Below are 22,217 nucleotides of genomic sequence, written 5' to 3' on the forward strand. Positions count from 1 at the left end.
TTAGATCTCCATCCCGAAGTGCTCGCTGAAACGTACGTCGCCTTCGATCATGTCGCGCATATCGCCGACCTCATTGCGGAACATGAGCGTGCGCTCTATGCCCATACCGAAGGCAAAACCTGAATAGATGTCCGGATCGATGCCGGCTGCCCGGAGGACGTTGGGGTTGACCATGCCGCAGCCGCCCCACTCGATCCACCGCGGACCGCCCTTGGCACCCGGGTGCCAGATGTCGAGCTCCGCGGACGGCTCGGTGAACGGGAAGTAGTTGGGCCGCAGGCGGATGGAGGCGTCGTCGCCGAACATCTGGCGGGCGAAGTGCTCCAGCGTTCCACGGAGGTCCGCCATGCTGAGGTTCTTGTCGATCGCCAGCCCTTCGAACTGGTGGAAGACAGGCGTGTGCGTGGCATCGAGTTCATCGGTGCGGAACACCTTGCCCGGGCACAGAACATAGATGGGCACTTCGCGTTCCAGCATGGAACGAACCTGCACCGGGGACGTGTGCGTGCGCATCAGCAAGTGGGCTTCGGGTGGCTCCACGAAGAACGTGTCCTGCATTTCGCGCGCCGGGTGGTCCGGCTTGAAGTTCAGGGCATCAAAGTTGAACCACTCGGACTCCACCTCGGGGCCTTCGGCGATTTCCCAACCCATGCCAACAAAGATGTCCGAGACGCGATCCTGCAGCGTGGACAGTGGGTGCCGTGCACCGGCACGCCGACGACGCGGACCCGCCGTGACATCCACAGTTTCCTCCACCAGAATGCGGGCGTCGTTCTCGGCTTCGAGAACCTGGGTCCGGGCTGCGAGCGCCTGGTTGACCCGGCCACGGGATGAACCCATGAGCTTGCCGGCGGCAGCCTTGTGTTCCTTGGCGAGGCCACCGATTTCACGGTTGGCCAAGCTCAGCGGCGACTTCTCACCGGTGTGGGCGAGGCGGACAGCCTTGAGTTCTTCAAGGGAGGAAGCAGCCGCAATAGCAGCAATGGCGTCCTCGACGGCGGCGGTGATGGCGGCTTCATCCAGCGGATTCGGGATGGCAGCGCCTGGCAAAGTGTCAGTCATCTACTGTTCTTAGCTACGAGTAGGGAACGGCCTGGCAAGGCAGGCCTGCAAAACGAAAGGGTAGTGCTCGCCGCGGACGGCAGGCACTACCCTTCAGTCTAGTTGAACCTCACAGTCGGGATTTAACCGCCGCGAATTTGTACAGCCCATGACCCGGCGGGAACCGCTGAGGGGCAGTAGCTGTCCCAGAAATCCGGCAGCGCCTAGGCGCCGGAAGCGGGCGGTGCCGGCGGCGGCGGAGGTACCGGGCCGTCGTCGTGCGTTTGGCCCGGCGGTGGGGCGGGCTGCTGAGCCGGCGCACCCGGACTGTAACCTTGCCCTGCCCAGTCCTGCTGGGGGCGCTGGGCCGGCGGTTGGGGCTGGGACTGGTAGCCCTCCTGGCCCGGCTGGACCGGATGGCCCTGCTGTGCCTGATAACCCGGCTGGGCTGCATAACCCGGCTGTCCGTACGGAGCTGCACCGGCGAGCGCCGGTTCCTGCCGGGAAGACCTCTTGCGCAACAGGACGAACAGAAGGACAAGCGCGGCGGCAATGACAAGGACTGCCACGAGGATCCAGATGATCCACATCGGAATTCCAGCGTTGGCCTCTGCCTTGGCTTGGACCACTGACTCATTGACCGAAAGCATGTCAAACGTGGCCGTGTTGCCATCAACTGTGGCACCTTTAGCCTCCACCACTTTGCCCGGGAAAGTGAATTTCACAGACGCTTCGTCGAACATGGACTTCGCCATGGCGGATGATGAGGAGTCGCCGCTTTCACCGCCGGTCACTCCGCCCATGGAGATGACGTAGAAGTCCCCGTCCCTTTTCAGTTCGAAGGGGCTCTCGGAGCTGGATGACTCCGCCAGCTTGGCTGGGTCCAGGTTGGCAGCGGTGATCCGCTTGCCTTTGTACTTCTCATCCTCGTAATCCACCACGGTGGCACCGTCGGGGACGTCCATGCCTTGGCCCCCTGTACCGTTCGACTCCATGAATTCGTCGAAGGACTTATCTCCCAGCACGGATTTTTGGATGGCGTAGACCACCTCGTAGTCCACGCTCTTTTCATTGTTGACCTTCACGGACATGTTGATCTTGACGCAACCTGTCAATGCCAGCATGAGTGCGATCAATACACCGACGACGCCCACGGCGCGCTTCGCGTTCATTTTCCCTCTTCCCCCAATGTGAGTGCGGCACCGGCGGGTGCCCGATCAGCGTATCTCCGCCACCCGTGCCGCGCCATACACCACCGGGTTAGCATGGCTTCATGACTCCCGCGCAGCGCGTACGGCAGATCGCAAACGTCCTCAACCTCTCCACGCCGTTGGGAGTGGTGGTGGCAGCTGCGTCCCGGTGTGCCGTGTCCAGCGGCCCCCGCGGGCTTCTGATCGCTGCCGGATATCACTGGAAACTCCCACACGCCGGCGCTTTTACCCTGGGCAACGTCATCTTGTACCGGGCGCCGCAGGGCGTGGCCGGAAGCAACACAGTGCTCTTGGGCCATGAGGAACGGCACAGTACCCAGTACGCGTACTGTCTCGGCCTTCCCTTCCTGGCCCTTTACGGCATCGCCGCTGGTTGGTCCATGCTTCGAAGCGGGAATCCGGCGTCGAGGAATTTCTTTGAACGGCAGGCCGGCCTTGCAGCTGGCGGCTACGTTGACACTCACCCCCGCCGGCAGGGCAGCCCTGCGGGCCAGCGAATCGAGGCCGAAGCATGAACCGAACCATCACTGTCACGGGAACCGCGAGCGCGAAGGCTGTTCCGGATTTGGTGACCTTGACGCTCGGTGTGGAAACGCGCCGCGGCACGGCCGCTGAAGCCTATGACGACGCCGGCAAGACGGCCAACGCTGTTGCAGCCAGTTTGCGGGGTGCGGGTGTTTCCGCCGTGGATCTTCGAACGAGCGGATTGAACCTTCGCGCAGACCTTGTCTGGGCGGAGGGGCAAGGTCAGAAAGTGACAGCCTACGTGGCTTCCACCGATCTGCAGGTGGGCATCCGTTCCCAGGCGGACACTCCAGCTGCGATCGCTGCCGCTGTTGCTGCCGGCGGAGACGAGATCCGGATTAACGGGATAGAACAAGGCTTTGCAGATTCTTCTTCCGTCACTGCCCAGGCGCAGGAGGCGGCGTGGCAGGATGCTGTGGCCCGAGCCGAACAGTACGCATCGCTGGCTTCGTCCCGGCTTGGGAAGGTGGTCTCCATCTCCCAGGAGCCGCTGCACGGCGGCCCCATACCCTTGGGTGGAATGGTGAGGGCATCCTTCACTGCGGAGTCCATGCCCGTGGAAGCTGGAGAGTCCTCGGTTTCGGCGAGCATCCGGGTTGAATGGGAGCTTGTTTAGCGGATAGCCCCGGCCGAATATTTCACATCGGCCTGCGTGTGCAGGGCAGTCCTGACAATATCGGCGATTCCTTCTGCCATCGTCTCCAACGGCATGGACGGCGTTGCGCTGCCTTCCGGAAGCTGCTCCGGCAGATAGGGGACGTGGACGAATCCGCCGCGGATACCGGGCTTGGCTGCCAACGAGTGCATCAGCGCATAGAAGATGTGGTTGCACACGTAGGTGCCGGCAGATTGTGAGACTTCTCCCTTGATTCCCGCGATCTGGAGGTTTCGGAGCGCAGCTTTTATGGGCAAGCTGGAGAAGTATGCCGCAGGCCCGCCCGGGACGACCTCTTCATCAATGGGGCGCTGGCCTTTGTTGTCCGGTATCCGGGCGTCATCGCAATTGATCGCGACGCGTTCCAGGGAAATCCGTCCACGGCCTCCGGCAAGGCCAGTGCAGACCACAATGTCAGGGTTCAGACGGGCTATGGCGTCGGTGAGAACCTTTGCCGACTCGCCAAAGACGCACGGCAGCTCCACCGCTTCAACGGTGATGCCTTCCGCGGCGAGCAACTCCCTCGCCCGCCGCGCTGCCAGCCACGAAGGATTCACAGTGTCCTCAGCAAAAGGTTCGAAGCCGGTCAGCAGAATCATGGGCCAACCTTAGCAATGCGCCAGCCCCTGTGATCCGGTCATTGGTCTCAAGGCCTTGACATTCATTCGAACATACCTTCGAATAGAGTCCATGAGATGGGACGCACAAGCATTGTCACCTTCGCGTGGACCGGCGTCAGAAACCAGTGACACTCAGGCTCCGGGCCCTGCCCCGGCACTGGACGCCTTGTTGCCACTGGCCGGGCTTGTGCGTTCCATCTCAACACCCGAGTTCTCGGGCGTCACCTTCCATGAGGTCACCGCAAAGTCAGTGCTCAACAAGGTGCCAACCGGATCCAACATGCCGTTTGAGTGGACCGTTAATCCGTACCGCGGTTGCAGCCATGCCTGCGTGTACTGCTTTGCCCGCAAGAGCCACACGTACTTGGAATTCGACGCCGGCCGGGATTTCGATTCGCAAGTGGTGGTCAAAATCAACGCCGCCGAAGTTCTCCGCAAAGAACTGGCTAGACCCTCCTGGCAACGTCCGCAAGTGGCCCTGGGTACCAACACAGACCCCTACCAGCGCGCAGAAGGCCGCTACGCCCTCATGCCAGGAATCATCCGAGCCCTTGCCGATTCAGGAACACCATTCTCCATTCTGACCAAAGGCACACTGCTGGCGCGGGACATTCCGCTGCTCAAGCACGCAGCTACGCAAGTGCCTGTGGACCTGGGCATCTCTCTGGCCATGACCAACGAAGATCTGGCTGCACTGATCGAGCCCGGCACTCCTTCTCCCAGGGCGCGCTTGAAGCTCATCGCCCGCCTTCGAGACGCCGGCCTAGGATGCGGCGTTATGGCCATGCCGATTCTCCCGTGGCTCACGGACTCGGACGAAGCACTCGACTCCCTCTTCACTGAACTGACCAAGGCTGGAGCCACCGGAGTCACCGCGGGCGCTTTGTACCTCAAGCCCGGAACACGCGAGTGGTACATGCAATGGCTGGCCGCCCAGCATCCGCAACTTGTGGGTAAGTACCGGCGGCTCTATGGCCAGGGATCCTATGCCTCCAAGGAGTACCGCACCTGGCTCACAGGAAGGATCACCTTTTTCAAGGCGAAGTACGGCTTCACTGGGACGTCTGGATTCAGCCATCGGAATGCCCGCGGCGCTTCCGGTCCCACAGCGGCCCCCGCGCGAGTCAGTGCTCCCCTCCCGGGGCAACAGCCGCTCTTCTAAGCGTTTGTTCTCACGCTGGAGCGGCAACCCTGTCCAGCAAGGCCCGGACTATGGGCAGGTCCGCCGGTATCCACGGAAGACCGAGTAGTTGGTCACTGTCAGCCAACGACACCCAGCGCAGTTCATCGTGATCTTCCAGGGGCCGCGGCTCCCCCGCTGTCAGTTCGGCAAACCACACCCGCATGGCAGCGCGCTCGTTGAGCGTCCACCCGACGATGTTGCCGGACTCCAGCTCCGGTCCCAGGTTCACTTGAACTCCCAGTTCTTCGGCGAGCTCCCGGTGCAGGGCATCCTCCGCTGTTTCTCCGGTTTCCACCTTGCCACCCGGAAATTCCCACATCCCTGCAAACTGGGGTGGTGCCGTGCGGCGTGCGGCCAGCAGGCGGGTCGGGGCCTCCAGGGAGTCGACGACGGCGGCGCCCACGACATTTATCAATCCAGTCACCGCAACAGTCTATGGTGGTCCGGACCATGGGCATCGTCACAAACCGGCCCCAAGTCACTGGCCCGGGACTAAACTTGTTATCGGATTTTTCTCCGCATTCCCCAGCCCACAAGGCACCCTCAAGAAGCAGGCTTATGACTACCACCGTGTCCCCGTCCGCCACCGCCAAAGCAGCAAGGAACCACCTTGGCCTGGCAATCCTGGCCCTGGCCATGGGCGGATTCGCCATCGGAACCACCGAGTTCGCCATGATGGGCCTGTTGAAGGAGATCGAGGAAGGGCTGGGCATCAGCACCCCCGAGGCCGGCAACCTCATCTCGGCTTACGCCCTGGGTGTGGTCATTGGCGCTCCCGTCTTCGCAGCGTTCGGGGCAAAGCTCCCCCGAAAGCACCTTGCCCTGGGGCTCATGCTGTTCCTGTCCGTGGCGAACCTGACGTCTTTCATCGCACCCGACTACGGCTTCATGCTGCTCTCGCGCTTTGCTTCGGGCCTTCCCCACGGAGCCTTCTTCGGAGTGGCAGCCGTCATCGCTGCCGGCCTCGTCGCCCCTACCAAGAGGGGATGGGCAATCTCCATGGTGATGGCAGGACTCACGGTCTCCAACGTCATCGGCGTCCCTGTGGCCACGTGGGTGGGTCAGACCTTCGGCTGGCGGCTGCTCTTTGTCATTGTCGGCGCAATCGGACTCTTGACCGTTGCCATGGTGTGGAAGTTCGTCCCCTTCGAAGCAGCCCACCCGGAGGCGAGCATTCGGCGCGAGCTCGGAGCACTCAAGCGGCTTCAGGTTTGGCTGGCATTGCTGATCGGCGTCATTGGATTTGGCGGCTTCTTTGCCGTGTACACATACATCGCACACACCATGACATCCGTGGCTGGAATACCCGAAAACCTGATCCCCGCCGTCGTGGCCCTCTACGGACTAGGCATGGTGGTGGGCAATATCTTTGGCGGACGCCTTGCCGACAAGTCCGTGATGGGCACCATTTACTGGGTCATGCCGGGAATCGCCGTAGCGCTGGTGGTTTACGCCATCGCTGCGCACTGGGCTTGGGCCGCTTTCATCATGGCGTTCGTAGTGGGCGGCATCGGCTCCATGCTGACCCCTGCCCTGCAGACCCGACTCCTGGACGCTGCACCTGGCGCGGCATCGTTGGCATCCTCTCTGAATCACTCAGCCCTTAACATCGCCAATGCTCTCGGCGCGTTCCTTGGCGGAACTGTTATTGCCTGGGGTTGGGGCTACGTTGCTCCGGCGTTGGTGGGCGCTGTGCTGGCCATCCTCGGCCTTGGAGTAGCTTTGCTCAGCGGCCTGCTGGAGCGCAGAAAGCCTCTGGTCACGTCCCCGCCTACAGACGCCGCGGAACCGACGCGCCCCTGATCAGGCGCCACGGAACCGACGCGCCGCCCAACACCTAGCGACGAGACAAAGCGCAGGAACAAAAAGATGGGCTCCGCCGTAGCGGAGCCCATCTTTTGCGTTAAATCTACGTGGTCAAAGCCTAGAGCTGTTTACACATTCCCCGCCCTGGCGCTCTGCTGGGAACGCGCACTGGCGTAAAGGCACACGGTGGCGGCCGTGCCCAAGTTCAAGCTTTCAGCTGCCCCGTAGACGGGTACGGCCACCCGGTGATCAGCCAGTGCGAGCTCGGCGTCCGACAACCCCTGTGCCTCGTTACCGAAAAGCCATGCCGTAGGAGACTCGAGGGCATAGTCCGAAGCTACGGAATCATTCCCGAGTCTCCGCGCCGCATTCTCGTCCTGCAGCTGGTCCAGGTTGACGGATCCATAGCCATCAGCGGCCAGAATGCCGATCCCGCGCTCCCGGCACTGCGCTACGAGCTGGTCAACATCGGCGCCGAGTACAACCGGCAGGTGGAAGAGGGAACCCGCAGTAGAGCGGACAGCTTTGGGGTTGTAGATGTCCACGCTCGAGCCGGTGAGGACAACAGCATCGGCGCCGGCAGCATCGGCCGCGCGCAGCACAGTTCCGGCGTTGCCGGGGTCGCGCACCTGGCACATCACCGCGATCAGGCGGGGACCGGCGTCGAGTACCGACTCAAGGCTGACATCCACGAAGCTGCACACGGCAACAATGCCCTGGGGGTTTACAGTGTCAGCCATGGCCGCAAGGACTTCGTCACTGGCAAGCCGGAGCAGGGTTCCCTGTGCGAGGTCGGCAAGCTCAGGAAGGCGCTCCAAGCACGCTTCACTGGCAAAAACTTCATGCACGACGGCGGGACCTCCGGCCGCGGTGCGCTCACGGTGCAAGGTCAACGCCTCACGCACCGCTTGCGGTCCTTCTGCAAGGAAACGACCGCGCTTTAAACGGGCCGGGCGCCCGGCAAGCTTGGCGACGTCCCTCACCCGATCAGCTCGGGGGTTGGTCATCGGAAAGTCTTGCGGGCGCCCGGTTTCGTTCATATAAAGAACTTTAGTGGCAGTTGCGACTAGTTCTTGATCTGCTGGCGGGCTTCTCCGCCTGCAGGCTCAAAGCCGGCAGCCTTTGCAGCCTCAACCGTGGAGAACCAGTATTCAGCAGCGGTGGTGTTGTACCAGGTGGAACCCGGAACGTGGTACTTCTTGGACTCAGCGTTGCCCTTGATGGCGTAGCCTTCCGGAGCCTCGTCGCCATCAGCAGCAACTGCGCCGTCGATGGCCGGCTTCTCGGAAACGACAGCCTTGACAGCGGTTGCAGTGGCAGCAGCCGGAGCAACCTTGGCAGCCTTGGGAGCAGCAGCCTTGGGAGCAGCAGCAGCGGCCGGAGCGGACGTGTCAGCCGGAAGTGCTGCCTTGGCGATGTTTACCAGAGCGGCGAAAGCGTTGGCGTCGGAGACAGCCAGCTCGGCCAGCATGCGGCGGTCAACCTCGACCTCAGCGGCCTTGAGGCCCTGGATCAGACGGTTGTAGGTGAGGCCGTTGGCGCGGGATGCAGCGTTGATGCGCTGGATCCAGAGGCGACGGAAATCGCCCTTCTTCTTGCGGCGGTCACCGTAGCTGTACACAAACGAGTGCAGCAGCTGCTCTTTGGCCTTACGGTAAAGGCGCGAACGCTGACCGCGGTAACCCTTTGCGCGTTCGAGGACAACCCTGCGCTTCTTGTGGGCGTTTACCGCCCGCTTCACACGTGCCACGTGCGTACTCCTTCAGAAATCTTTATCCCAAGCTGCTACTGCCGGAAACCCGGCCGGCCTGAGAAGGCTTTTGGTGTAGTCGGTCCCTGCCGGATGGCAGTAACCAAAGAACTTGGAACTTAGACGCCGAGCATCTTCTTGATGACCTTGGCGTCGCCCTTGAAGACGAGCTTGTCGCCGGCGAGGCGACGGGTCAGCCTGGAGGACTTGTGCTCCAGGTAGTGACGGCGGTTGGCCTGCTGACGCTTCAGCTTGCCGGTACCGGTCAGCTTGAAGCGCTTCTTAGCACCGCTGTGGGTCTTCATCTTCGGCATGGGAACCGATCTCCTTACGTATCCACGGACAAGTCCGCGATTCTATCGTGCAGCCGGCCTACGAGGGTCGGCGTGCTGGTTGCTTGCCGATGGAGGCGGAGCCTCCACGGCGTTGAACTAGTTGGTCTTGCGTGATGCTGGCTTGGGCGCAGCCTTGGGAGCTGCGGGCCGAGCTGCCGGCTTGGGAGCTGCCGGCTTGGCGACGGGCTTCGGAGCCGAAGGAACTGCGGGCTTCGGGGCGGCCGCCGGAACCACTGGCTTCGGAGCTGCTTCAGCTGGTGCAGCCTTGGCGGCGGGGGCTGCCTTCGCAGGTGCCGGTGCTGCCTTGGCGGGAGCTGCTTTGGCCGGTGCCGGCGCTGCCTTTACTGCAGGCGCCTCCACTACGGGTGCTTCTTCAACATCCGGAGCAGGTGCTTCTTCAGCAACCGGGGCCTCTTCAGCAACCGCTGCTTCCTCAGCAGCGGGAGCTTCTTCAGTAACCGATGCCTGGGCCTCGGGGGCTTCGGCCGCTTCCTGCGTGGTCTCCTCTTCGGTGACCTTGAAACCCTCGGGCAGAAGGTCAGCGAGGCTCTGAGTCATCGGAGCCTGCTCGCCCTTGGTGTCAACACGTCCGGACGCCTTGGCTTCATTCTGCGCCTTGGCTTCAGCACGCTGCGTAGCGCGGCGCGCTTCAGCCTTGGCTTCAGCCTTGTTCTTCAGGGGGCCGATCACCATGACCATGTTGCGTCCGTCAATGCGCGGGCTGGACTCGATGATGCCAACCTCAGCAACATCTTCAGCGAAGCGCTGCAGCAGGCGGATACCCATCTCGGGGCGTTGCTGCTCACGGCCGCGGAACTGGATCATGGCCTTCACTTTGTCGCCGGCACCGAGGAACCGAAGTGCGTGTCCGCGCTTGGTTTCGTAGTCGTGCTTGTCGATCTTCAGGCGGAAGCGGATTTCCTTCAGAACCGTGTTGGTCTGGTTCTTGCGGGCCTCGCGGGCCTTCACTGCGGCTTCGTACTTGTACTTACCGAAGTCCATCAACTTGCAAACAGGAGGCTTAGCCTGCGGGGCAACTTCAACGAGATCGAGATCGGACTCGGCAGCAAGACGCAGGGCGTCCTCGATGCGGACAATTCCTACCTGTTCGCCGGCAGGACCGACCAACCGCACCTCGGGGACGCGGATACGCTCATTGATTCTTGGCTCGCTAATGTTAAAGCTCCTGTGGTTGTGGTGATGTCACCGGCAAATAGAGAAGGCCCCCAATTGCTGGTGCAATCGAAGGCCTCGAAGATCGGTAGCACTTCCTCCAGGGAAGCACACGCATCCGGAGGCAGTGCCTCCAAAAGCGTCCGACCAGGTACCCGGCAACCTCTTGTCCCGAAAAGGGATCCTGTCCCCGAAGGGAGCGGCTGACGCGGGTGGGAGAGAACTCCGCTTGCAAACTGAAAACCAATTCTACAGAAACAACCCGCCAAGCGCACATTGCGTGAGGCGGGAGCATGTATTGCGCATGTTGCCTGTGAATAACGACTTCCAGTCGGTCTGTGACAAGCTTACCAGTATGAGCACTGAAGACAGCAATTCCCGTAACTCCTATAGCGAAGACGCCGCCCCCGCCGTTGATGCCGGGGTGTCCCAGCAGATCCGTGACATCGCTGAAGTTCCGGCCGTGGAAGTTATTACTACCGGCGCCGTCCACCTCATGAGTGCGGCGGCCGTCAAGGTTGGCCTGGCAGATGACCCCAATGCCGAGGACCTCAAGGACTTGGACGAGGCCCGCAAGCTGATCACCGCCCTCGCCGGCCTGGTGTCGGCAGCCGCCCCGGAGATCGGTTCACAGCACGCAGGTCCGTTGCGCGATGGCCTGCGCTCACTGCAACTGGCCTTCCGGGAAGCGTCACTCATTCCCGACGCACCGGGCAAGGGCCCGGGCGAAAAGTTCACCGGACCGGTGAACTAGCACCAACTACGGCAAGAAACTACGACGGCGGGTCGACCAGGTGGTCGACCCGCCGTCGTCGTCAGGTGAGCTTTTCAGACCCGTGCTGCCCGGCGACGCATGGACGTCAGGACGAGTCCCGCCGCACACAGGACGACGCCGGCGATTCCCACGGCCGCGAACCCGCCGGACGGTCCAACGGTGTCGATGAAGACTCCGGCCAGAGGTGCGCCGAGCGCGACTCCTGCGGTCAGCGCGGAGCCGTACCAGCCCATGGCTTCACCCCGGCGCTCTTCCTCAACGAGGTCAGCCACCTTCTCGGAAGAGGCAGACAAGACCGGGGCGCACAACAGGCCAGGCAGGAGCGAGAGGAACGCCAGAGTCCAGGTGTCCTGGGCAAATCCCATCGGAATAGTAAATGCGGCCATGCCCAACAGCAGGAGCATGGGCGAGATGGACCGCTTCATGGACCCGTAAATGAGGCCACCAACCACCGACGCGGCGCACCAGAAGAAGAACACAATACCGATTTCATTCTGGTGCCCGCCGCGTTCCAACAGACCCACGATGCTGACATCGGAACCGCTCAACACCATGCCCGATCCCGCAGCAACAGTGAAGAGTGCAGCAACAGAGACGGTGAACCACGTAAAGTTCCTGGCCACACGATTTCTAAGGCCTGCAGTTCGGGATGTCGACGACGCCATTTCCGACGCCGCCTCCTGGACGTGGGCAGGCGCTGACGCCACCATCGCTGCCTCGGCAGCAACCAGGTCAGCTGCAGCCCGGTCCGCGGACTCCTGCGGAGTACAGACCGCTTCGCTGCGGGTGGGCGGGTTGAACCACATCAGGAACAGCCCGGCCACGGACACGGAGACGCCCACGGCCGTGAGCCCAATAGCCGAAAAACCGCTGGTGGCGACGATTGCCCCCACAGCCGGCCCGATCATGAAGACCAGCTCGGTGGCGATGGAGTCGAGGGCGAACGCCGAACGCCGCTGCTCGCCGTCGACCATGACGCCCAGAGACTGCCGGACGACACTGAAGATCGGCAGCGTGAAAAGGCCGCCGACGAACACCAGCGGCAGCAACCACTCGTAGGAAACATGCGGGACGATCGACCAGATGACAGTCTCCGACACGACTGAAGGGATCAGCGCCTTGCGGAGGCCCACCATGTCTACGCGGCGGCCGCGCCAAGGAGCGCCCAGCGCAATGCCAATGGTCATGACAGCAGCTGCTGCACCGGCGGCGGCATAACCCTGGCCAAGTGTGAGCACGATGTGCAGCGTGAGCAGCACGCCAGCAGCCGAGTGCGGAATGCGGGCAATCATGCCCACTATCAGCAAACGCCGGACAGGTCGGATGGACAGCATCTCTTTATAGAGAGCGAAGTTCACTGGCTAAATCCTCTTGTTCCCCAGGGCAGCCCCGGGGAACCGGTACTGCCGTTAATACTGCGTGGGCTCCTGTGCTGCACGCTGCAGTTTTACTTCCATGGAATCAACGCTTTCGGCAAAGGAATCCATTTGCGCCCACGCCTCGTTCAATTGGGCAACGAGAGTTTGCACTGCTACGGCGTCGAGTCCATCCTCAAGGAAAAGAACAACGCGTAGTTCCGGCCCCGCACCGCCTCCTGAGACCTGGCGGCCATCGGCCGTCAGCGACGCAACACCGCCGCCGGGTTGCGTCTCAAGGCGCCGGACCGTTTGAAAGGCCGAGACCGTTGAAGCGAGAGCTGACTCCAGTTGATCATCAAGGTATGACGGCGTCCAGTCCTTCTGCTGGGCAAGGGCCCACACGGCCGGGCGCCGCACAACAAAGGCAAAGTCGGAACCGGGATCCAGCACCAACAGCTGCGCGCCCTCGGATACCGCCGAAAGCGCCGCACGCGCGGCGTAAACGGCAACCGGCCGGGCCTCCGAGTGCCATGCCTCGAGAGCGGCTGCGGAGGTAAAGACCGGCATGGCCGTGCGGCCATCAGGAGCCTTCAGTGTGACCAAAGCCATATCCGCTTGCTTGTCAGCGTGCAGGCCGTCAACGCCTTCTGCTTCTTCAGCCAACTGAGCAACTACCGGAACGAAAACCCGTGCCGTCGCCAAGGAGGCCACAACGTCTGCCTCGCTGCCGGTTCCGTTGATCAGAGCCGCGACGGCGGCTACGTACCCGGGGTCCGCTGAGCCGTCGTCGTCCTCAAAATTGTGGATCTTGGCGTCGTCACCGCTGAGGCTCCTACCGGCCCAGGGCTGGCCTGCAGAGTCCGTAGCTCCCCCGGCGCCGGCCAACGCAGCCGCGATGTGGCCGGGTAGCTCGCGCCTGGCCTGACCTTGATCCCCGTGCTGGCGACCTGCGTTATGAGGCATCAGCGGCGGCCGGCAACGTCCAGTGCTTCGGGCAGAGTAAAGGCACCGGCGTAGAGAGCCTTGCCAACAATCGCACCTTCAACACCCAGCGGGACCAGTTCGCGCAGGACACGGAGGTCTTCCAGGCTGGAGATACCGCCGGAGGCGACCACAGGCTTACCGGTCTTCTCAACCATCTGGCGCAGAAGTTCCACGTTCGGCCCCTGAAGAGTTCCATCCTTGGTGACGTCGGTGACTACATAACGCGCACAGCCGGCATCCTCGAGGCGGGCAAGAACCTCCCAGAGGTCGCCGCCCTCCTTGGTCCAACCGCGTCCGGCAAGCGTTGTGCCGCGGACATCAAGGCCGACGGCGATCTTGTCACCAAAGCGGTCGATCGCACGGCGGGTCCACTCGGGGTTCTCCAACGCCGCGGTTCCAAGGTTCACGCGGGCGACACCCAGTTCCAGTGCACGCTCAAGAGACTCGTCATCCCGCAGTCCGCCGGAGAGCTCCACCTTGACGGCGAGCTGCGACACCACCTCGCTGATGAGCGCGGCGTTGTCTCCACGTCCGAAAGCTGCATCGAGGTCCACCATGTGCACCCATTCGGCACCGGCGTTCTGCCAGTTCAGTGCTGCTTCCAGCGGGGTCCCGTAGCTGGTTTCCGAGCCTGCTTCTCCTTGGAGGAGGCGGACCGCTTGGCCGTCAACAATGTCAACGGCCGGCAGGAGTTCCAGAACGGACTGGGCGGAGGAGGTCATGTGTGTCCTTGAAGTTCGAAAAGGGTGATGCGGCTAGTTGAACGACTGGTTCAGTTTCCCAGCGTCAGGAGATAGGCGGCCAGGAGGGACATCCCTGCCAGCACGTAGAAAGAAATAGAAACCCAACGCGGCCTTTTCTGCTGATGGAAGGAGATCCCCCCACCTACCAGCAGGCCGGCGAGGCCCATAAGTAATACCGACCACCACATCTAAGCGGCACCGCTTCCGGATTCTTTCGAAGCGGGCTTACGGAGGCTATCCACCCAGTTTCGCAGGAGCCGGGCCCCGGCATCCCCTGACTTCTCCGGGTGGAACTGCGTGGCGCAGAGCGGGCCGTTTTCCACTGCGGCAATGAAGCGTGCACCGTGCTCGGACCACGTCACCATGGGAGGAGCCATACGGGGCTGAACGACGTCGAAGTTCCACTCCTGGACTCCGTAAGAGTGCACAAAATAGAAACGTTCCTGTTCAACACCTTCGAACAGCTTTGAGCCTTCGGGGACGTCCACGGTGTTCCAACCCATGTGCGGCACCACTGGAGCGGGAAGGAGCTCAACCTTGCCGGGCCACTCAGCCATGCCTTCGGACTCGGTGCCGTGCTCAACTCCGGCTTCGAAGAGAACCTGCAAACCCACGCAGATGGCCAGCACAGGACGGCCACCGGCAACCCGACGTCCGATCATGCGGATGGCATCAACGGACTTGAGTTCCTTCATCACGGTCTCGTAGGCACCAACTCCGGGCACCACCAGACCATCAGCGTTGAGCACGTCCTCAGGCTTGGAGCTCAACACCACGTGCGCGCCCGCACGTTCGAGGGCGCGGACGGCAGAGCGAACGTTGCCCGATCCATAGTCCAACACGGTGACGGTTGGCTTGCCTTCAGGCGACTCCGGCTTTACGGACGCTATGGCGTCGGCCACGGCTCCATTGTTCAGAATCTGGCCGCTCATAGTGCGCCCTTAGTGGAGGGAATGCCCTCCACACGGGGATCGGACTCAACAGCTGCACGCAACGCGCGGGCAAAGGCTTTGAACTGGGCCTCAACGATGTGGTGGGGGTCGCGGCCGGCCAGGACGTTCATGTGGAGGCAGATTCCGGCGTGAAGCGTAATTGCTTCAAAAACGTGACGGGTCAACGATCCCGTGAAGTGTCCGCCGATCAGGTGGTATTCCTGTCCGGCCGGCTCGCCACCGTGCACCAGGTAGGGTCGTCCGGAAACATCAACGACGGCGTGCGCCAAGGCTTCGTCCAAAGGAACCGTGGCTTCACCAAAGCGACGAATACCGGCTTTATTGCCCAGTGCCGTTCGGAGGACCTCGCCGAAGGTAATGGCGACGTCTTCCACCGTATGGTGGGCGTCAATGTGGGTGTCGCCAGTAGCTTTGACGGTCATGTCAATCAGGGAATGCTTGCACAGAGCCGTCAGCATGTGGTCGTAGAACGGAACCGAAGTGCTGATATCCGAGACGCCTGAACCATCCAGGTTAATCTCCACCAGGACCGAAGACTCACTGGTGGTGCGCTCCATGCGCGCGGTGCGGGCAGCGGTCGGCGCGGCGCCGGTTTCGCTCATTGGGACATCCTTATACACGGAGGGGTGGGTTAGGTCTAGGAACAAGTTTAGGCGTGGTGCGGCGCGGTGCCGTCCAGCAGGGCTTCCAAGGCCTCCAGGAACGCAGTAGTTTCCGGCTCGGTTCCAGCGGTGACACGCAAATGCCCCGGGATACCGACGTCGCGAATCAACACGCCGGCGTCCAGCAGGCCCTGCCAGATAGTGTGTGGATCCTCCAGTCCCCCAAAGAAGACGTAGTTGGAGTCCGAAGCAGCAGGCTGGAGGCCCATGCGGAGCAGTTCAGTCACAATCCTGTCGCGCTGGACCTTGATGTCCTCGACGTCGGCCATGAGGGCTTCGCGGTGATTCAGCGCAGCGAGGGCCGTTGCCTGCGTCACGGCAGAGAGGTGGTATGGGAGACGGACCAGCCTGATGGCGTCCGTGACTTCCGGGGCTGACGCCATGTATCCGAGCCTGGCGCCCGCCAAAGCGAATGCTTTGCTCATGGTGCGCGAGACGATCAGACGCTCGCGTCCGGGCAACAGGGTCAGGGCGCTCGGCGTGTTGTCGTGTGCGAACTCGTGGTAGGCCTCATCCACGATCACCATGGCCTGGCTGGCTTCGCCGGCCTCGTAAACAGCCTCCACCACGTCCAATCCCAAGCCCGTACCTGTGGGGTTGTTGGGCGAGCACAGGAAAACGATGTTGGCGCCCGTTTCCCGGACCTGAGCAGCGGCCGATTCGGCGTCCAGCCCGTAGTCGTCCGCGCGGACTCCGCGGACATACTCGGTGTCAGTGCCACTCGCGAGCAGGGGGTACATGGAGTACGTGGGAGGAAAGCCCAATGCCTTGCGGCCGGGTCCACCAAAGGCTTGGAGGATCTGCTGCAGGACCTCGTTGGATCCGTTGGCCGCCCAGATGTTGTCCGGGGAAAGCCCGTGGCCAAGGTACTCGGCCAAGGCTTCACGAAGTTCGGTGAACTCCCGGTCCGGATAGCGGTTCAGCCCGGTGGCCGCAGCGGCCACGGCCTCAGTGATGGCGGCTTGGACATCTGCGGGGACGCCATGAGTGTTTTCGTTGACGTTGAGCAGGATCGGGACATCGAGCTGCGGTGCGCCATAGGGGCTCAATCCACGCAGGTTGGTCCGAAGGGGAAGTCGGTCAAGTCGCTCAAGCTGGTCACTCACCAACCCAGTTTAAGGGGCGGCCGGGACTGCCGACTAACTGTGACGCCCGACCCTTGATTTCTGCGGGTGCCGAGGGATCAGTTTGCAGGGACGAACAGCTGCTGGCCGGGCAGGATGCGGCCGCCCCGGAGGTCGTTGAGCTGGATGATCTCGGCGATGACGTCGCGGGGGTCACGCTCGGGAGCGGCAGCGCCGGCGATGCCCCAGAGGGACTGACCTGGCTGGACTGTAACAGTGACGGCAACAGGCGGACGCAGTTGGGACTGCGAGTCGGCTGCCTTGGCCGGGGAGTTGATAAATCCGGCAAGACTCAGCAACGCTGCAACCAACAGCATGGCCGGGATGCCGAAGAAGACGATCCGTCCCCTTCGGGTCAGGCGCAGGCGAGCGGGTGCCTGGGTAGTACGGAAATCAGCGAACGTAGTGACTGCGGACATGAGCTGAGCCCTTCTGAGCTATTGCCACGCTCCGGGATGCCCGGTGCCTGGCTGCCAATTCTTTGTGTTCCCCTGGGCCTGCCCCGGATGTTCGAACGCTTTGTTCGAACATCCAGCTTCAGCATCAGGTTTATAGAACACATATTCGAACCTTGCTATGACATTTTTAGCACTTATCAACGAACGGTGTCGAGACTCGCTAGAACAAATGTTTGATAAACGCCTGTGCCTGCCCTACGTTTGAGTGAAGAAGCAGCACTGTTTCAGTGGAACAGGAGGGTCTGACATTTTTTGCAGACCCGACACCCCTGGCCCTCATCAGGGCGGAATGGAAAGGCATTGGCGAACATGGCAGCGAAAGCCACAGGCGGAGGGGCACCCCTGCGGAGCCAACAGCCTCAAAAGAGTCCCAAAAGCCTGACCGTCCGGCAGAAAAAGATCCTGGAGACCATCCAGAGGTCAGTCAATGACAACGGCTACCCTCCCAGCATGCGCGAAATCGGCGACACCGTGGGTCTGGCCAGTTTGTCCAGCGTCACGCACCAGTTGTCCCAATTGGAGAAGCTCGGCTACCTCCGCCGGGACCCCAAGCGTCCCCGCGCCATGGAAGTGCTGATGCCCCTAACCCTTGATGGCGGGCCCATCCCCGGTGTGGACGCTCCGACCACCCTTCGCAGCGCCGGTGGCCTGGCCGTCACCGAGCTAGCCAGCGCCAGTGATACCGCCATGGTCCCCTTGGTGGGGCGCATCGCGGCAGGTGGACCGATCCTGGCTGACCAGACGGTGGAAGACGTGCTTGCACTCCCACGGCAACTCGTGGGGCATGGCGAACTGTTCATGCTGAAGGTGGCCGGCGATTCCATGATCGATGCTGCTATCTGTGACGGCGACTGGGTGGTGGTCCGGCGACAGAATGATGCCATCAACGGCGACATCGTTGCCGCCCTGCTGGATGATGAAGCAACCGTGAAGACTTTCCGGCAGCGGGACGGTCACACGTGGCTGCTCCCCCAAAACACCCAGTACGAGCCCATCCTCGGAGATCAGGCCACCATCATGGGCAAGGTCGTCTCGGTACTGCGCTCTCTTTAAGCGCTCACGCCCTTTAAACGCAGCTTCCCGTGGACACCAGCAGGTGTTCACGGGAAGCTGTGCATTACGGGGCTTTAGCCGAGCCCAGACGTTCCAGAACGCCTCGAACCACCGACCGGTCCGTGGTGGCCCAGAACGGCGGCAGGGCGGCACGTAGAAAGCCCCCGTAGCGCTCGGTCGAAAGCCTGGAGTCGAGTACCGCGACCACCCCTTTGTCTCCCGTCGAGCGGATCAGTCGGCCAGCGCCCTGCGCCAGCCGAATGGCAGCGTGCGTGGCTGACACGGCCATGAAACCGTTCCCGCCCGATTGGGCAACCGCCCGGGAACGGGCAGTCATCAGGGGATCGTCAGGACGTGGGAAGGGAATGCGGTCAATAACCACCAGTCGGCATGAGCCACCCGGAACGTCTACCCCCTGCCACAGGGACATGGTTCCGAAGAGGCACGTATCTGGCTCGTCCGCGAATTGCTTCACCAGGGCCGCCATGGTCGATTCTCCCTGACAGAGAATGTCCACATCCAGCCGGAGCCGCATGGCATCGGCGGCTTCTTCGGCAGCACGCCGCGAGGAGAACAGGCAAAGCGCTCCGCCCCCGGACGCCCGGATGAGGTCTTCCAATTCGTCCAGCGCCTCCGGCGAAGTACCGCGGCCCGGTTTGGGCAGGTGCTTTGCCACGTATAGAACACCCTGTTTGGGATAGTCGAAGGGCGATCCCACATCAATGCCCGTCCAGCTCGGCGCGCCGTCTCCAATCAGGCCAAGACCACCCGCGGCGGGCTCGAAGGCCGAGCCGATGGCCAGGGTCGCAGAGGTCAGCACCACAGTATGGCCGGCAAAGAGCCCCTCTCGAAGCCGCCCTGCCACACTGAGCGGGGCAATATTAATCAATGCAGGAGCTGTCTCGTCCGGCGGAGAATATCCCTGCTGGGGGTCGAACGTGCTGTTCCGCGAGAACCAGACCACTTCGCGGTTCTCCTTCGAGGCGAGCATCCGCTCGCACAGTTCCAGGATGAGCATGAGCCGTGAGCGCGCAAGCTGCCGTCCGCCGTCGACCGCGTTTGAAGAATCCGTCTTCGAGTCCGAGAGCGCGGCGCGCGTGGCGTCCCGCAATTGGTCAAGGCAATCCAGCTGTTCGTCGTTGAGGCCGTTGGGCAACAGACCGTTGGGCACGCCAGCTATGGCCATATCCAAGCTGTCCGCAGCTGCGTTGAGGGCGTCCACGGTGATGGCCGTATGCTTGCGGGCACTTGATGCCGCCGCGTGGACCATGGCCACGGATAACTGTCCTGAAACGGCTCCGGTTACCCGGTCCTGAAGCTCGTGCGCCTCATCAACCACCACGACGTCGTACTCGGGCAAGACAGCCAGGCCTTCAAAGGCGCTGACGGCCAACATGGCATGGTTGGTGACTACGACGTCGGCCTCACCAGCCCTTGAACGGGCCAGCTCACTGAAGCACTCTTCTGCCACGGGGCACTTCTGGGCACCCAGGCACTCCATGGACGTGACGGAAACCTGCCGCCACGCCCTGTCGGTGACGCCGGGCATGAGTTCGTCGCGGTCTCCGGTAGTGGTCTTCTCCGCCCATTCCCTGAGGCGGACCACTTCCTTGCCCAGCTGCGATTGGGGTCCACCCATGGAGGCAGCAAAGTGAGGGACGCTGGTGTCCTCCCCCAGGGAGAACAGCTGCCCTTCGGAGGGCTCCTCGCTGGGGAACCCGCCTTCAAGCTTCTGCAGGCACACATAATTGGCCCTGCCCTTGACCAACGCCACGTTGACGGGGCGCTCAAGGGCAGGGTTGATGGTCTCCAGCAGCCGGGGAAGATCACGGCCGACAATCTGGGTCTGGAGTGCCAGGGTGGCGGTGGACACCAGCGTCGGTTTGTTGCTGTCCATGGAGTGAGCGATCAACGGAATAAGGTAAGCCAAAGACTTGCCCGTTCCCGTTCCCGCTTGAACCAGCAAATGCTCCCCGGTTTCAATAGCCCGGGTCACATGCTTGGCCATTTCATGCTGACCCGCACGGCTTTGTCCGCCCATGCCGGCAACAGCCCGGTCCAACAACTCGAGGGTGGCTTTCTCCCCCACCGACTTGACGGCGTCCGCCGCCACCTTCTCAACCATTGCTGACGAATGACTCCAGTTCGGCGGCCAGGCCTTCGCGCACCATGACCACTACGCGGGTCCCGTTCTCCTCGTGCTCAAGGCTGAGGATTTCCGAGTCGGAATTGTGCAGTTTGTTGATCATTTCCCCGCGGTCGTAGGGAATGAGCAGTTCAAGGCGCACGCCCGGCCGGGGAATGGATCGGCTGATGTCTTCCAACAGTTCGGCAATGCCCTGGCCCGTACGGGTGGACACCACTGCGTGGCGGGGTTCCTTCTGCTTGAGGCGCTCCACCACAAAAGGATCCGCGACATCGACCTTGTTGAGGACGATGATTTCAGGAACCTTACGGGCATCCACTTCGGTGAAAACGGTCCTTACAGCAGCGATCTGGCCCTCAGGATCGGGGTGTGATGCATCCACCACATGGAGAATCAGGTCTGCGTCCGCCACTTCCTCCAATGTAGACCGGAAAGCCTCAATCAGCTGGGTGGGCAATGAACGAACGAACCCAACGGTATCTGCCAGGGTGTAGCCGATGCCATCCGGAGTTTGCGCCTTGCGGACCGTGGGATCCAAGGTGGCGAACAGGGCGTTCTCCACCAGGACACCGGCGTCCGTGAGGCGGTTCAGGAGGGACGACTTGCCGGCGTTCGTGTACCCGGCGATGGCGACGGACGGAACAGCATTACGACGGCGGTTGGCGCGCTTAGTCTCGCGCGCCGGCTTCATCGCGGCTATTTCGCGACGCAACTTGGCCATGCGGGTGCGGATTCGCCGCCTATCGAGTTCGATCTTGGTTTCACCAGGACCGCGCGAGCCCATGCCGGCGCCTGCTCCACCCACCTGGCCACCGGCCTGACGGGACATGGAGTCACCCCAACCACGAAGCCTCGGGAGCAGGTATTCGAGCTGTGCGAGCTCAACCTGGGCCTTGCCTTCGCGGCTCTTGGCGTGCTGGGCGAAGATGTCCAGGATCAGTGTGGTCCGGTCGACTACCTTGACCTTCACGATGTCCTCAAGGCCGCGTCGCTGTGACGGGGCAAGCTCCGTGTCCACTACTACGGTGTCTGCGCCGGTGGCGGCGACGATGTCCTTGAGTTCCTGGGCCTTGCCGGATCCGAGGAAGGTCCCGGGGTCCGGCTTCTGCCGGCGCTGAACAATACCGTCCAGCACCTCGGATCCAGCCGTTTCGGCAAGGGCGGCGAGCTCACGGAGGGAGTTCTCCGCATCAGCAAGAGTCCCCTCCGTCCACAGGCCGGCCAGGACAACGCGCTCCAGGCGCAGCTGCCGGTATTCGACCTCTGTGACGTCCTCGAGTTCGGTGGACAGTCCCGCGGTACGCCGAAGGGCGCGGCGTTCGGCCAGGTCTTCCTGGTCGCCGTCATAAATACTGTGTTCCTGGTCCAGCGTGGAAATCGCCTGCGCCTTGCCGAACACACCGTTGGCGTCGTTGTCGTCGGATGCCTGCGCAGGTACATCCTTGGAAAGAATCCGGTCGATCACGGCCTGGATTTGTTCAGGACTCATGTCCTGGGCGTCGGAATCGGATCCGGAGTGCTTCTGGGTGGTCATGGTCTCCTTAGACTGTTCGGCAATTCCAGAATAGTGCTGTTTGCTGCTCGATGGGGCGCTATTCGCGCTGGGCTGACGGGCATCGGCCAAAAGGGCCTCCTGTGTCCTGAACGGCCACCCCTCTTGCG

General features: G+C 62.4%; 23 protein-coding genes. 6 read left to right on the plus strand and 17 right to left on the minus strand.

All coding sequences use genetic code 11. The features are described from left to right. Both pheS and EU811_RS17580 read right to left on the minus strand, forming a co-directional pair. The gene (gene pheS, locus EU811_RS17575) at nucleotides 1-1,062 is read right to left on the minus strand and encodes a phenylalanine--tRNA ligase subunit alpha (protein ID WP_142939605.1); all 1,062 of its coding nucleotides are present in this window, start codon (nucleotides 1,060-1,062) and stop codon (nucleotides 1-3) included. 203 nt (nucleotides 1,063-1,265) lie between these two features. Further along, the gene (locus tag EU811_RS17580) at nucleotides 1,266-2,213 is read right to left on the minus strand and encodes an LppM family (lipo)protein (RefSeq protein WP_142939606.1); all 948 of its coding nucleotides are present in this window, start codon (nucleotides 2,211-2,213) and stop codon (nucleotides 1,266-1,268) included. Between the two features lie 101 nt (nucleotides 2,214-2,314). Between EU811_RS17580 and EU811_RS17585 the strand changes: the two genes are divergently transcribed. Next, nucleotides 2,315-2,767 (plus strand): hypothetical protein, encoded by a 453-nt coding sequence (locus EU811_RS17585; RefSeq protein WP_142939607.1) that lies wholly within the window; start codon nucleotides 2,315-2,317, stop codon nucleotides 2,765-2,767. Beyond that, complete coding sequence (locus EU811_RS17590) at nucleotides 2,764-3,393, plus strand: SIMPL domain-containing protein (RefSeq protein ID WP_142939608.1); 630 nt, start codon at nucleotides 2,764-2,766, stop codon at nucleotides 3,391-3,393. The genes EU811_RS17585 and EU811_RS17590 overlap by 4 nt, the downstream gene beginning before the upstream one ends. On the opposite strand, the gene pcp is transcribed toward EU811_RS17590, so the two are convergent. Continuing rightward, nucleotides 3,390-4,031 (minus strand): pyroglutamyl-peptidase I, encoded by a 642-nt coding sequence (pcp, locus tag EU811_RS17595; RefSeq protein ID WP_142939609.1) that lies wholly within the window; start codon nucleotides 4,029-4,031, stop codon nucleotides 3,390-3,392. The genes EU811_RS17590 and pcp overlap by 4 nt on opposite strands. A gap of 91 nt (nucleotides 4,032-4,122) precedes the next feature. Here pcp and EU811_RS17600 point away from each other — a divergent pair, with 91 nt between their 5' ends. Next, a complete protein-coding gene (locus tag EU811_RS17600; RefSeq protein ID WP_142939610.1) occupies nucleotides 4,123-5,214 on the plus strand; it encodes an Rv2578c family radical SAM protein in 1,092 nt (363 codons plus the stop codon). Between the two features lie 10 nt (nucleotides 5,215-5,224). Here the strand turns inward: EU811_RS17600 and EU811_RS17605 are convergent, their stop codons facing one another. Continuing rightward, the gene (locus EU811_RS17605; RefSeq protein ID WP_142939611.1) at nucleotides 5,225-5,659 is read right to left on the minus strand and encodes a (deoxy)nucleoside triphosphate pyrophosphohydrolase; all 435 of its coding nucleotides are present in this window, start codon (nucleotides 5,657-5,659) and stop codon (nucleotides 5,225-5,227) included. Nucleotides 5,660-5,793: 134 nt separating this feature from the next. Between EU811_RS17605 and EU811_RS17610 the strand changes: the two genes are divergently transcribed. After that, nucleotides 5,794-7,038: an MFS transporter gene (locus EU811_RS17610; RefSeq protein ID WP_142939612.1), complete on the plus strand. Its 1,245-nt coding sequence runs from the start codon at nucleotides 5,794-5,796 to the stop codon at nucleotides 7,036-7,038. A 131-nt stretch (nucleotides 7,039-7,169) separates the two neighbouring features. Here EU811_RS17610 and EU811_RS17615 read toward each other — a convergent pair whose 3' ends face one another. The 4 genes from EU811_RS17615 to infC form a co-directional block, all read right to left on the minus strand. Continuing rightward, nucleotides 7,170-8,081, minus strand: a complete 912-nt coding sequence (locus EU811_RS17615; RefSeq protein WP_142939613.1) for a TrmH family RNA methyltransferase — start codon at nucleotides 8,079-8,081, stop codon at nucleotides 7,170-7,172. Nucleotides 8,082-8,107: 26 nt separating this feature from the next. Next, on the minus strand, nucleotides 8,108-8,791 hold the full coding sequence (rplT, locus tag EU811_RS17620) for a 50S ribosomal protein L20, sunset domain variant (RefSeq protein ID WP_142939614.1): 684 nt from the start codon (nucleotides 8,789-8,791) through the stop codon (nucleotides 8,108-8,110). A 119-nt stretch (nucleotides 8,792-8,910) separates the two neighbouring features. Further along, entirely contained in the window at nucleotides 8,911-9,105 is a 195-nt protein-coding gene (rpmI, locus tag EU811_RS17625) for a 50S ribosomal protein L35 (RefSeq protein ID WP_011774324.1), read from the minus strand. 117 nt (nucleotides 9,106-9,222) lie between these two features. Then, entirely contained in the window at nucleotides 9,223-10,260 is a 1,038-nt protein-coding gene (infC, locus tag EU811_RS17630; protein WP_238703447.1) for a translation initiation factor IF-3, read from the minus strand. A 394-nt stretch (nucleotides 10,261-10,654) separates the two neighbouring features. On the opposite strand from infC, the gene EU811_RS17635 reads away from it, so the two are divergent. Further along, complete coding sequence (locus EU811_RS17635; RefSeq protein ID WP_142939616.1) at nucleotides 10,655-11,053, plus strand: DUF1844 domain-containing protein; 399 nt, start codon at nucleotides 10,655-10,657, stop codon at nucleotides 11,051-11,053. A gap of 74 nt (nucleotides 11,054-11,127) precedes the next feature. Here the strand turns inward: EU811_RS17635 and EU811_RS17640 are convergent, their stop codons facing one another. The 7 genes from EU811_RS17640 to EU811_RS17670 all read right to left on the minus strand — a co-directional run bounded on the left by EU811_RS17640 (nucleotide 11,128) and on the right by EU811_RS17670 (nucleotide 17,317). Then, nucleotides 11,128-12,432, minus strand: coding sequence for an MFS transporter (locus EU811_RS17640; protein WP_142939617.1), 1,305 nt, complete (start codon nucleotides 12,430-12,432; stop codon nucleotides 11,128-11,130). A gap of 51 nt (nucleotides 12,433-12,483) precedes the next feature. Further along, on the minus strand, nucleotides 12,484-13,395 hold the full coding sequence (locus EU811_RS17645; RefSeq protein ID WP_142939618.1) for an SseB family protein: 912 nt from the start codon (nucleotides 13,393-13,395) through the stop codon (nucleotides 12,484-12,486). Further along, entirely contained in the window at nucleotides 13,395-14,138 is a 744-nt protein-coding gene (gene priA / locus EU811_RS17650) for a bifunctional 1-(5-phosphoribosyl)-5-((5-phosphoribosylamino)methylideneamino)imidazole-4-carboxamide isomerase/phosphoribosylanthranilate isomerase PriA (RefSeq protein WP_142939619.1), read from the minus strand. Before priA ends, EU811_RS17645 begins: the two co-directional genes overlap by 1 nt. A 209-nt stretch (nucleotides 14,139-14,347) precedes the next feature. Beyond that, a complete protein-coding gene (gene hisH / locus EU811_RS17655; RefSeq protein ID WP_142939620.1) occupies nucleotides 14,348-15,091 on the minus strand; it encodes an imidazole glycerol phosphate synthase subunit HisH in 744 nt (247 codons plus the stop codon). Next, nucleotides 15,088-15,714 carry an imidazoleglycerol-phosphate dehydratase HisB gene (gene hisB / locus EU811_RS17660; RefSeq protein ID WP_142939621.1) on the minus strand — a complete coding sequence of 209 codons (627 nt, stop codon included), beginning with the start codon at nucleotides 15,712-15,714 and terminating at the stop codon, nucleotides 15,088-15,090. The genes hisH and hisB overlap by 4 nt, the downstream gene beginning before the upstream one ends. A 47-nt stretch (nucleotides 15,715-15,761) precedes the next feature. Then, on the minus strand, nucleotides 15,762-16,880 hold the full coding sequence (locus tag EU811_RS17665) for a histidinol-phosphate transaminase (RefSeq protein ID WP_142939622.1): 1,119 nt from the start codon (nucleotides 16,878-16,880) through the stop codon (nucleotides 15,762-15,764). A gap of 77 nt (nucleotides 16,881-16,957) precedes the next feature. After that, nucleotides 16,958-17,317, minus strand: coding sequence for a LysM peptidoglycan-binding domain-containing protein (locus EU811_RS17670; RefSeq protein WP_024820374.1), 360 nt, complete (start codon nucleotides 17,315-17,317; stop codon nucleotides 16,958-16,960). 348 nt (nucleotides 17,318-17,665) lie between these two features. Here EU811_RS17670 and lexA point away from each other — a divergent pair, with 348 nt between their 5' ends. Continuing rightward, the gene (gene lexA, locus EU811_RS17675; RefSeq protein WP_142939623.1) at nucleotides 17,666-18,409 is read left to right on the plus strand and encodes a transcriptional repressor LexA; all 744 of its coding nucleotides are present in this window, start codon (nucleotides 17,666-17,668) and stop codon (nucleotides 18,407-18,409) included. A 64-nt stretch (nucleotides 18,410-18,473) separates the two neighbouring features. Here the strand turns inward: lexA and EU811_RS17680 are convergent, their stop codons facing one another. Both EU811_RS17680 and hflX read right to left on the minus strand, forming a co-directional pair. Next, nucleotides 18,474-20,534 carry an ATP-dependent DNA helicase gene (locus EU811_RS17680; protein WP_142939624.1) on the minus strand — a complete coding sequence of 687 codons (2,061 nt, stop codon included), beginning with the start codon at nucleotides 20,532-20,534 and terminating at the stop codon, nucleotides 18,474-18,476. Then, the gene (hflX, locus tag EU811_RS17685; protein ID WP_142939625.1) at nucleotides 20,527-22,089 is read right to left on the minus strand and encodes a GTPase HflX; all 1,563 of its coding nucleotides are present in this window, start codon (nucleotides 22,087-22,089) and stop codon (nucleotides 20,527-20,529) included. The genes EU811_RS17680 and hflX overlap by 8 nt, the downstream gene beginning before the upstream one ends. Nucleotides 22,090-22,217 lie beyond the last annotated feature (128 nt).

Origin of the sequence: Arthrobacter sp. TS-15, from assembly GCF_006964045.1 — a bacterium.
In the GTDB taxonomy this organism is placed as follows: Bacteria; Actinomycetota; Actinomycetes; order Actinomycetales; family Micrococcaceae; genus Arthrobacter.

Coding starts and splice junctions, on each gene's coding strand:
- rpmI (WP_011774324.1), bottom strand. CDS start 9,105: ATGCCGAAGATGAAGACCCACAGCGGTGCTAAGAAGCGCTTCAAGCTG.
- EU811_RS17615 (WP_142939613.1), bottom strand. CDS start 8,081: ATGAACGAAACCGGGCGCCCGCAAGACTTTCCGATGACCAACCCCCGA.
- EU811_RS17580 (WP_142939606.1), bottom strand. CDS start 2,213: ATGAACGCGAAGCGCGCCGTGGGCGTCGTCGGTGTATTGATCGCACTC.
- hisB (WP_142939621.1), bottom strand. CDS start 15,714: ATGAGCGAAACCGGCGCCGCGCCGACCGCTGCCCGCACCGCGCGCATG.
- EU811_RS17585 (WP_142939607.1), top strand. CDS start 2,315: ATGACTCCCGCGCAGCGCGTACGGCAGATCGCAAACGTCCTCAACCTC.
- EU811_RS17590 (WP_142939608.1), top strand. CDS start 2,764: ATGAACCGAACCATCACTGTCACGGGAACCGCGAGCGCGAAGGCTGTT.
- EU811_RS17600 (WP_142939610.1), top strand. CDS start 4,123: ATGAGATGGGACGCACAAGCATTGTCACCTTCGCGTGGACCGGCGTCA.
- EU811_RS17680 (WP_142939624.1), bottom strand. CDS start 20,534: ATGGTTGAGAAGGTGGCGGCGGACGCCGTCAAGTCGGTGGGGGAGAAA.
- EU811_RS17635 (WP_142939616.1), top strand. CDS start 10,655: ATGAGCACTGAAGACAGCAATTCCCGTAACTCCTATAGCGAAGACGCC.
- pheS (WP_142939605.1), bottom strand. CDS start 1,062: ATGACTGACACTTTGCCAGGCGCTGCCATCCCGAATCCGCTGGATGAA.
- hflX (WP_142939625.1), bottom strand. CDS start 22,089: ATGACCACCCAGAAGCACTCCGGATCCGATTCCGACGCCCAGGACATG.
- pcp (WP_142939609.1), bottom strand. CDS start 4,031: ATGATTCTGCTGACCGGCTTCGAACCTTTTGCTGAGGACACTGTGAAT.
- EU811_RS17610 (WP_142939612.1), top strand. CDS start 5,794: ATGACTACCACCGTGTCCCCGTCCGCCACCGCCAAAGCAGCAAGGAAC.
- priA (WP_142939619.1), bottom strand. CDS start 14,138: ATGACCTCCTCCGCCCAGTCCGTTCTGGAACTCCTGCCGGCCGTTGAC.
- EU811_RS17670 (WP_024820374.1), bottom strand. CDS start 17,317: ATGTCCGCAGTCACTACGTTCGCTGATTTCCGTACTACCCAGGCACCC.
- EU811_RS17645 (WP_142939618.1), bottom strand. CDS start 13,395: ATGCCTCATAACGCAGGTCGCCAGCACGGGGATCAAGGTCAGGCCAGG.
- lexA (WP_142939623.1), top strand. CDS start 17,666: ATGGCAGCGAAAGCCACAGGCGGAGGGGCACCCCTGCGGAGCCAACAG.
- hisH (WP_142939620.1), bottom strand. CDS start 15,091: ATGAGCGGCCAGATTCTGAACAATGGAGCCGTGGCCGACGCCATAGCG.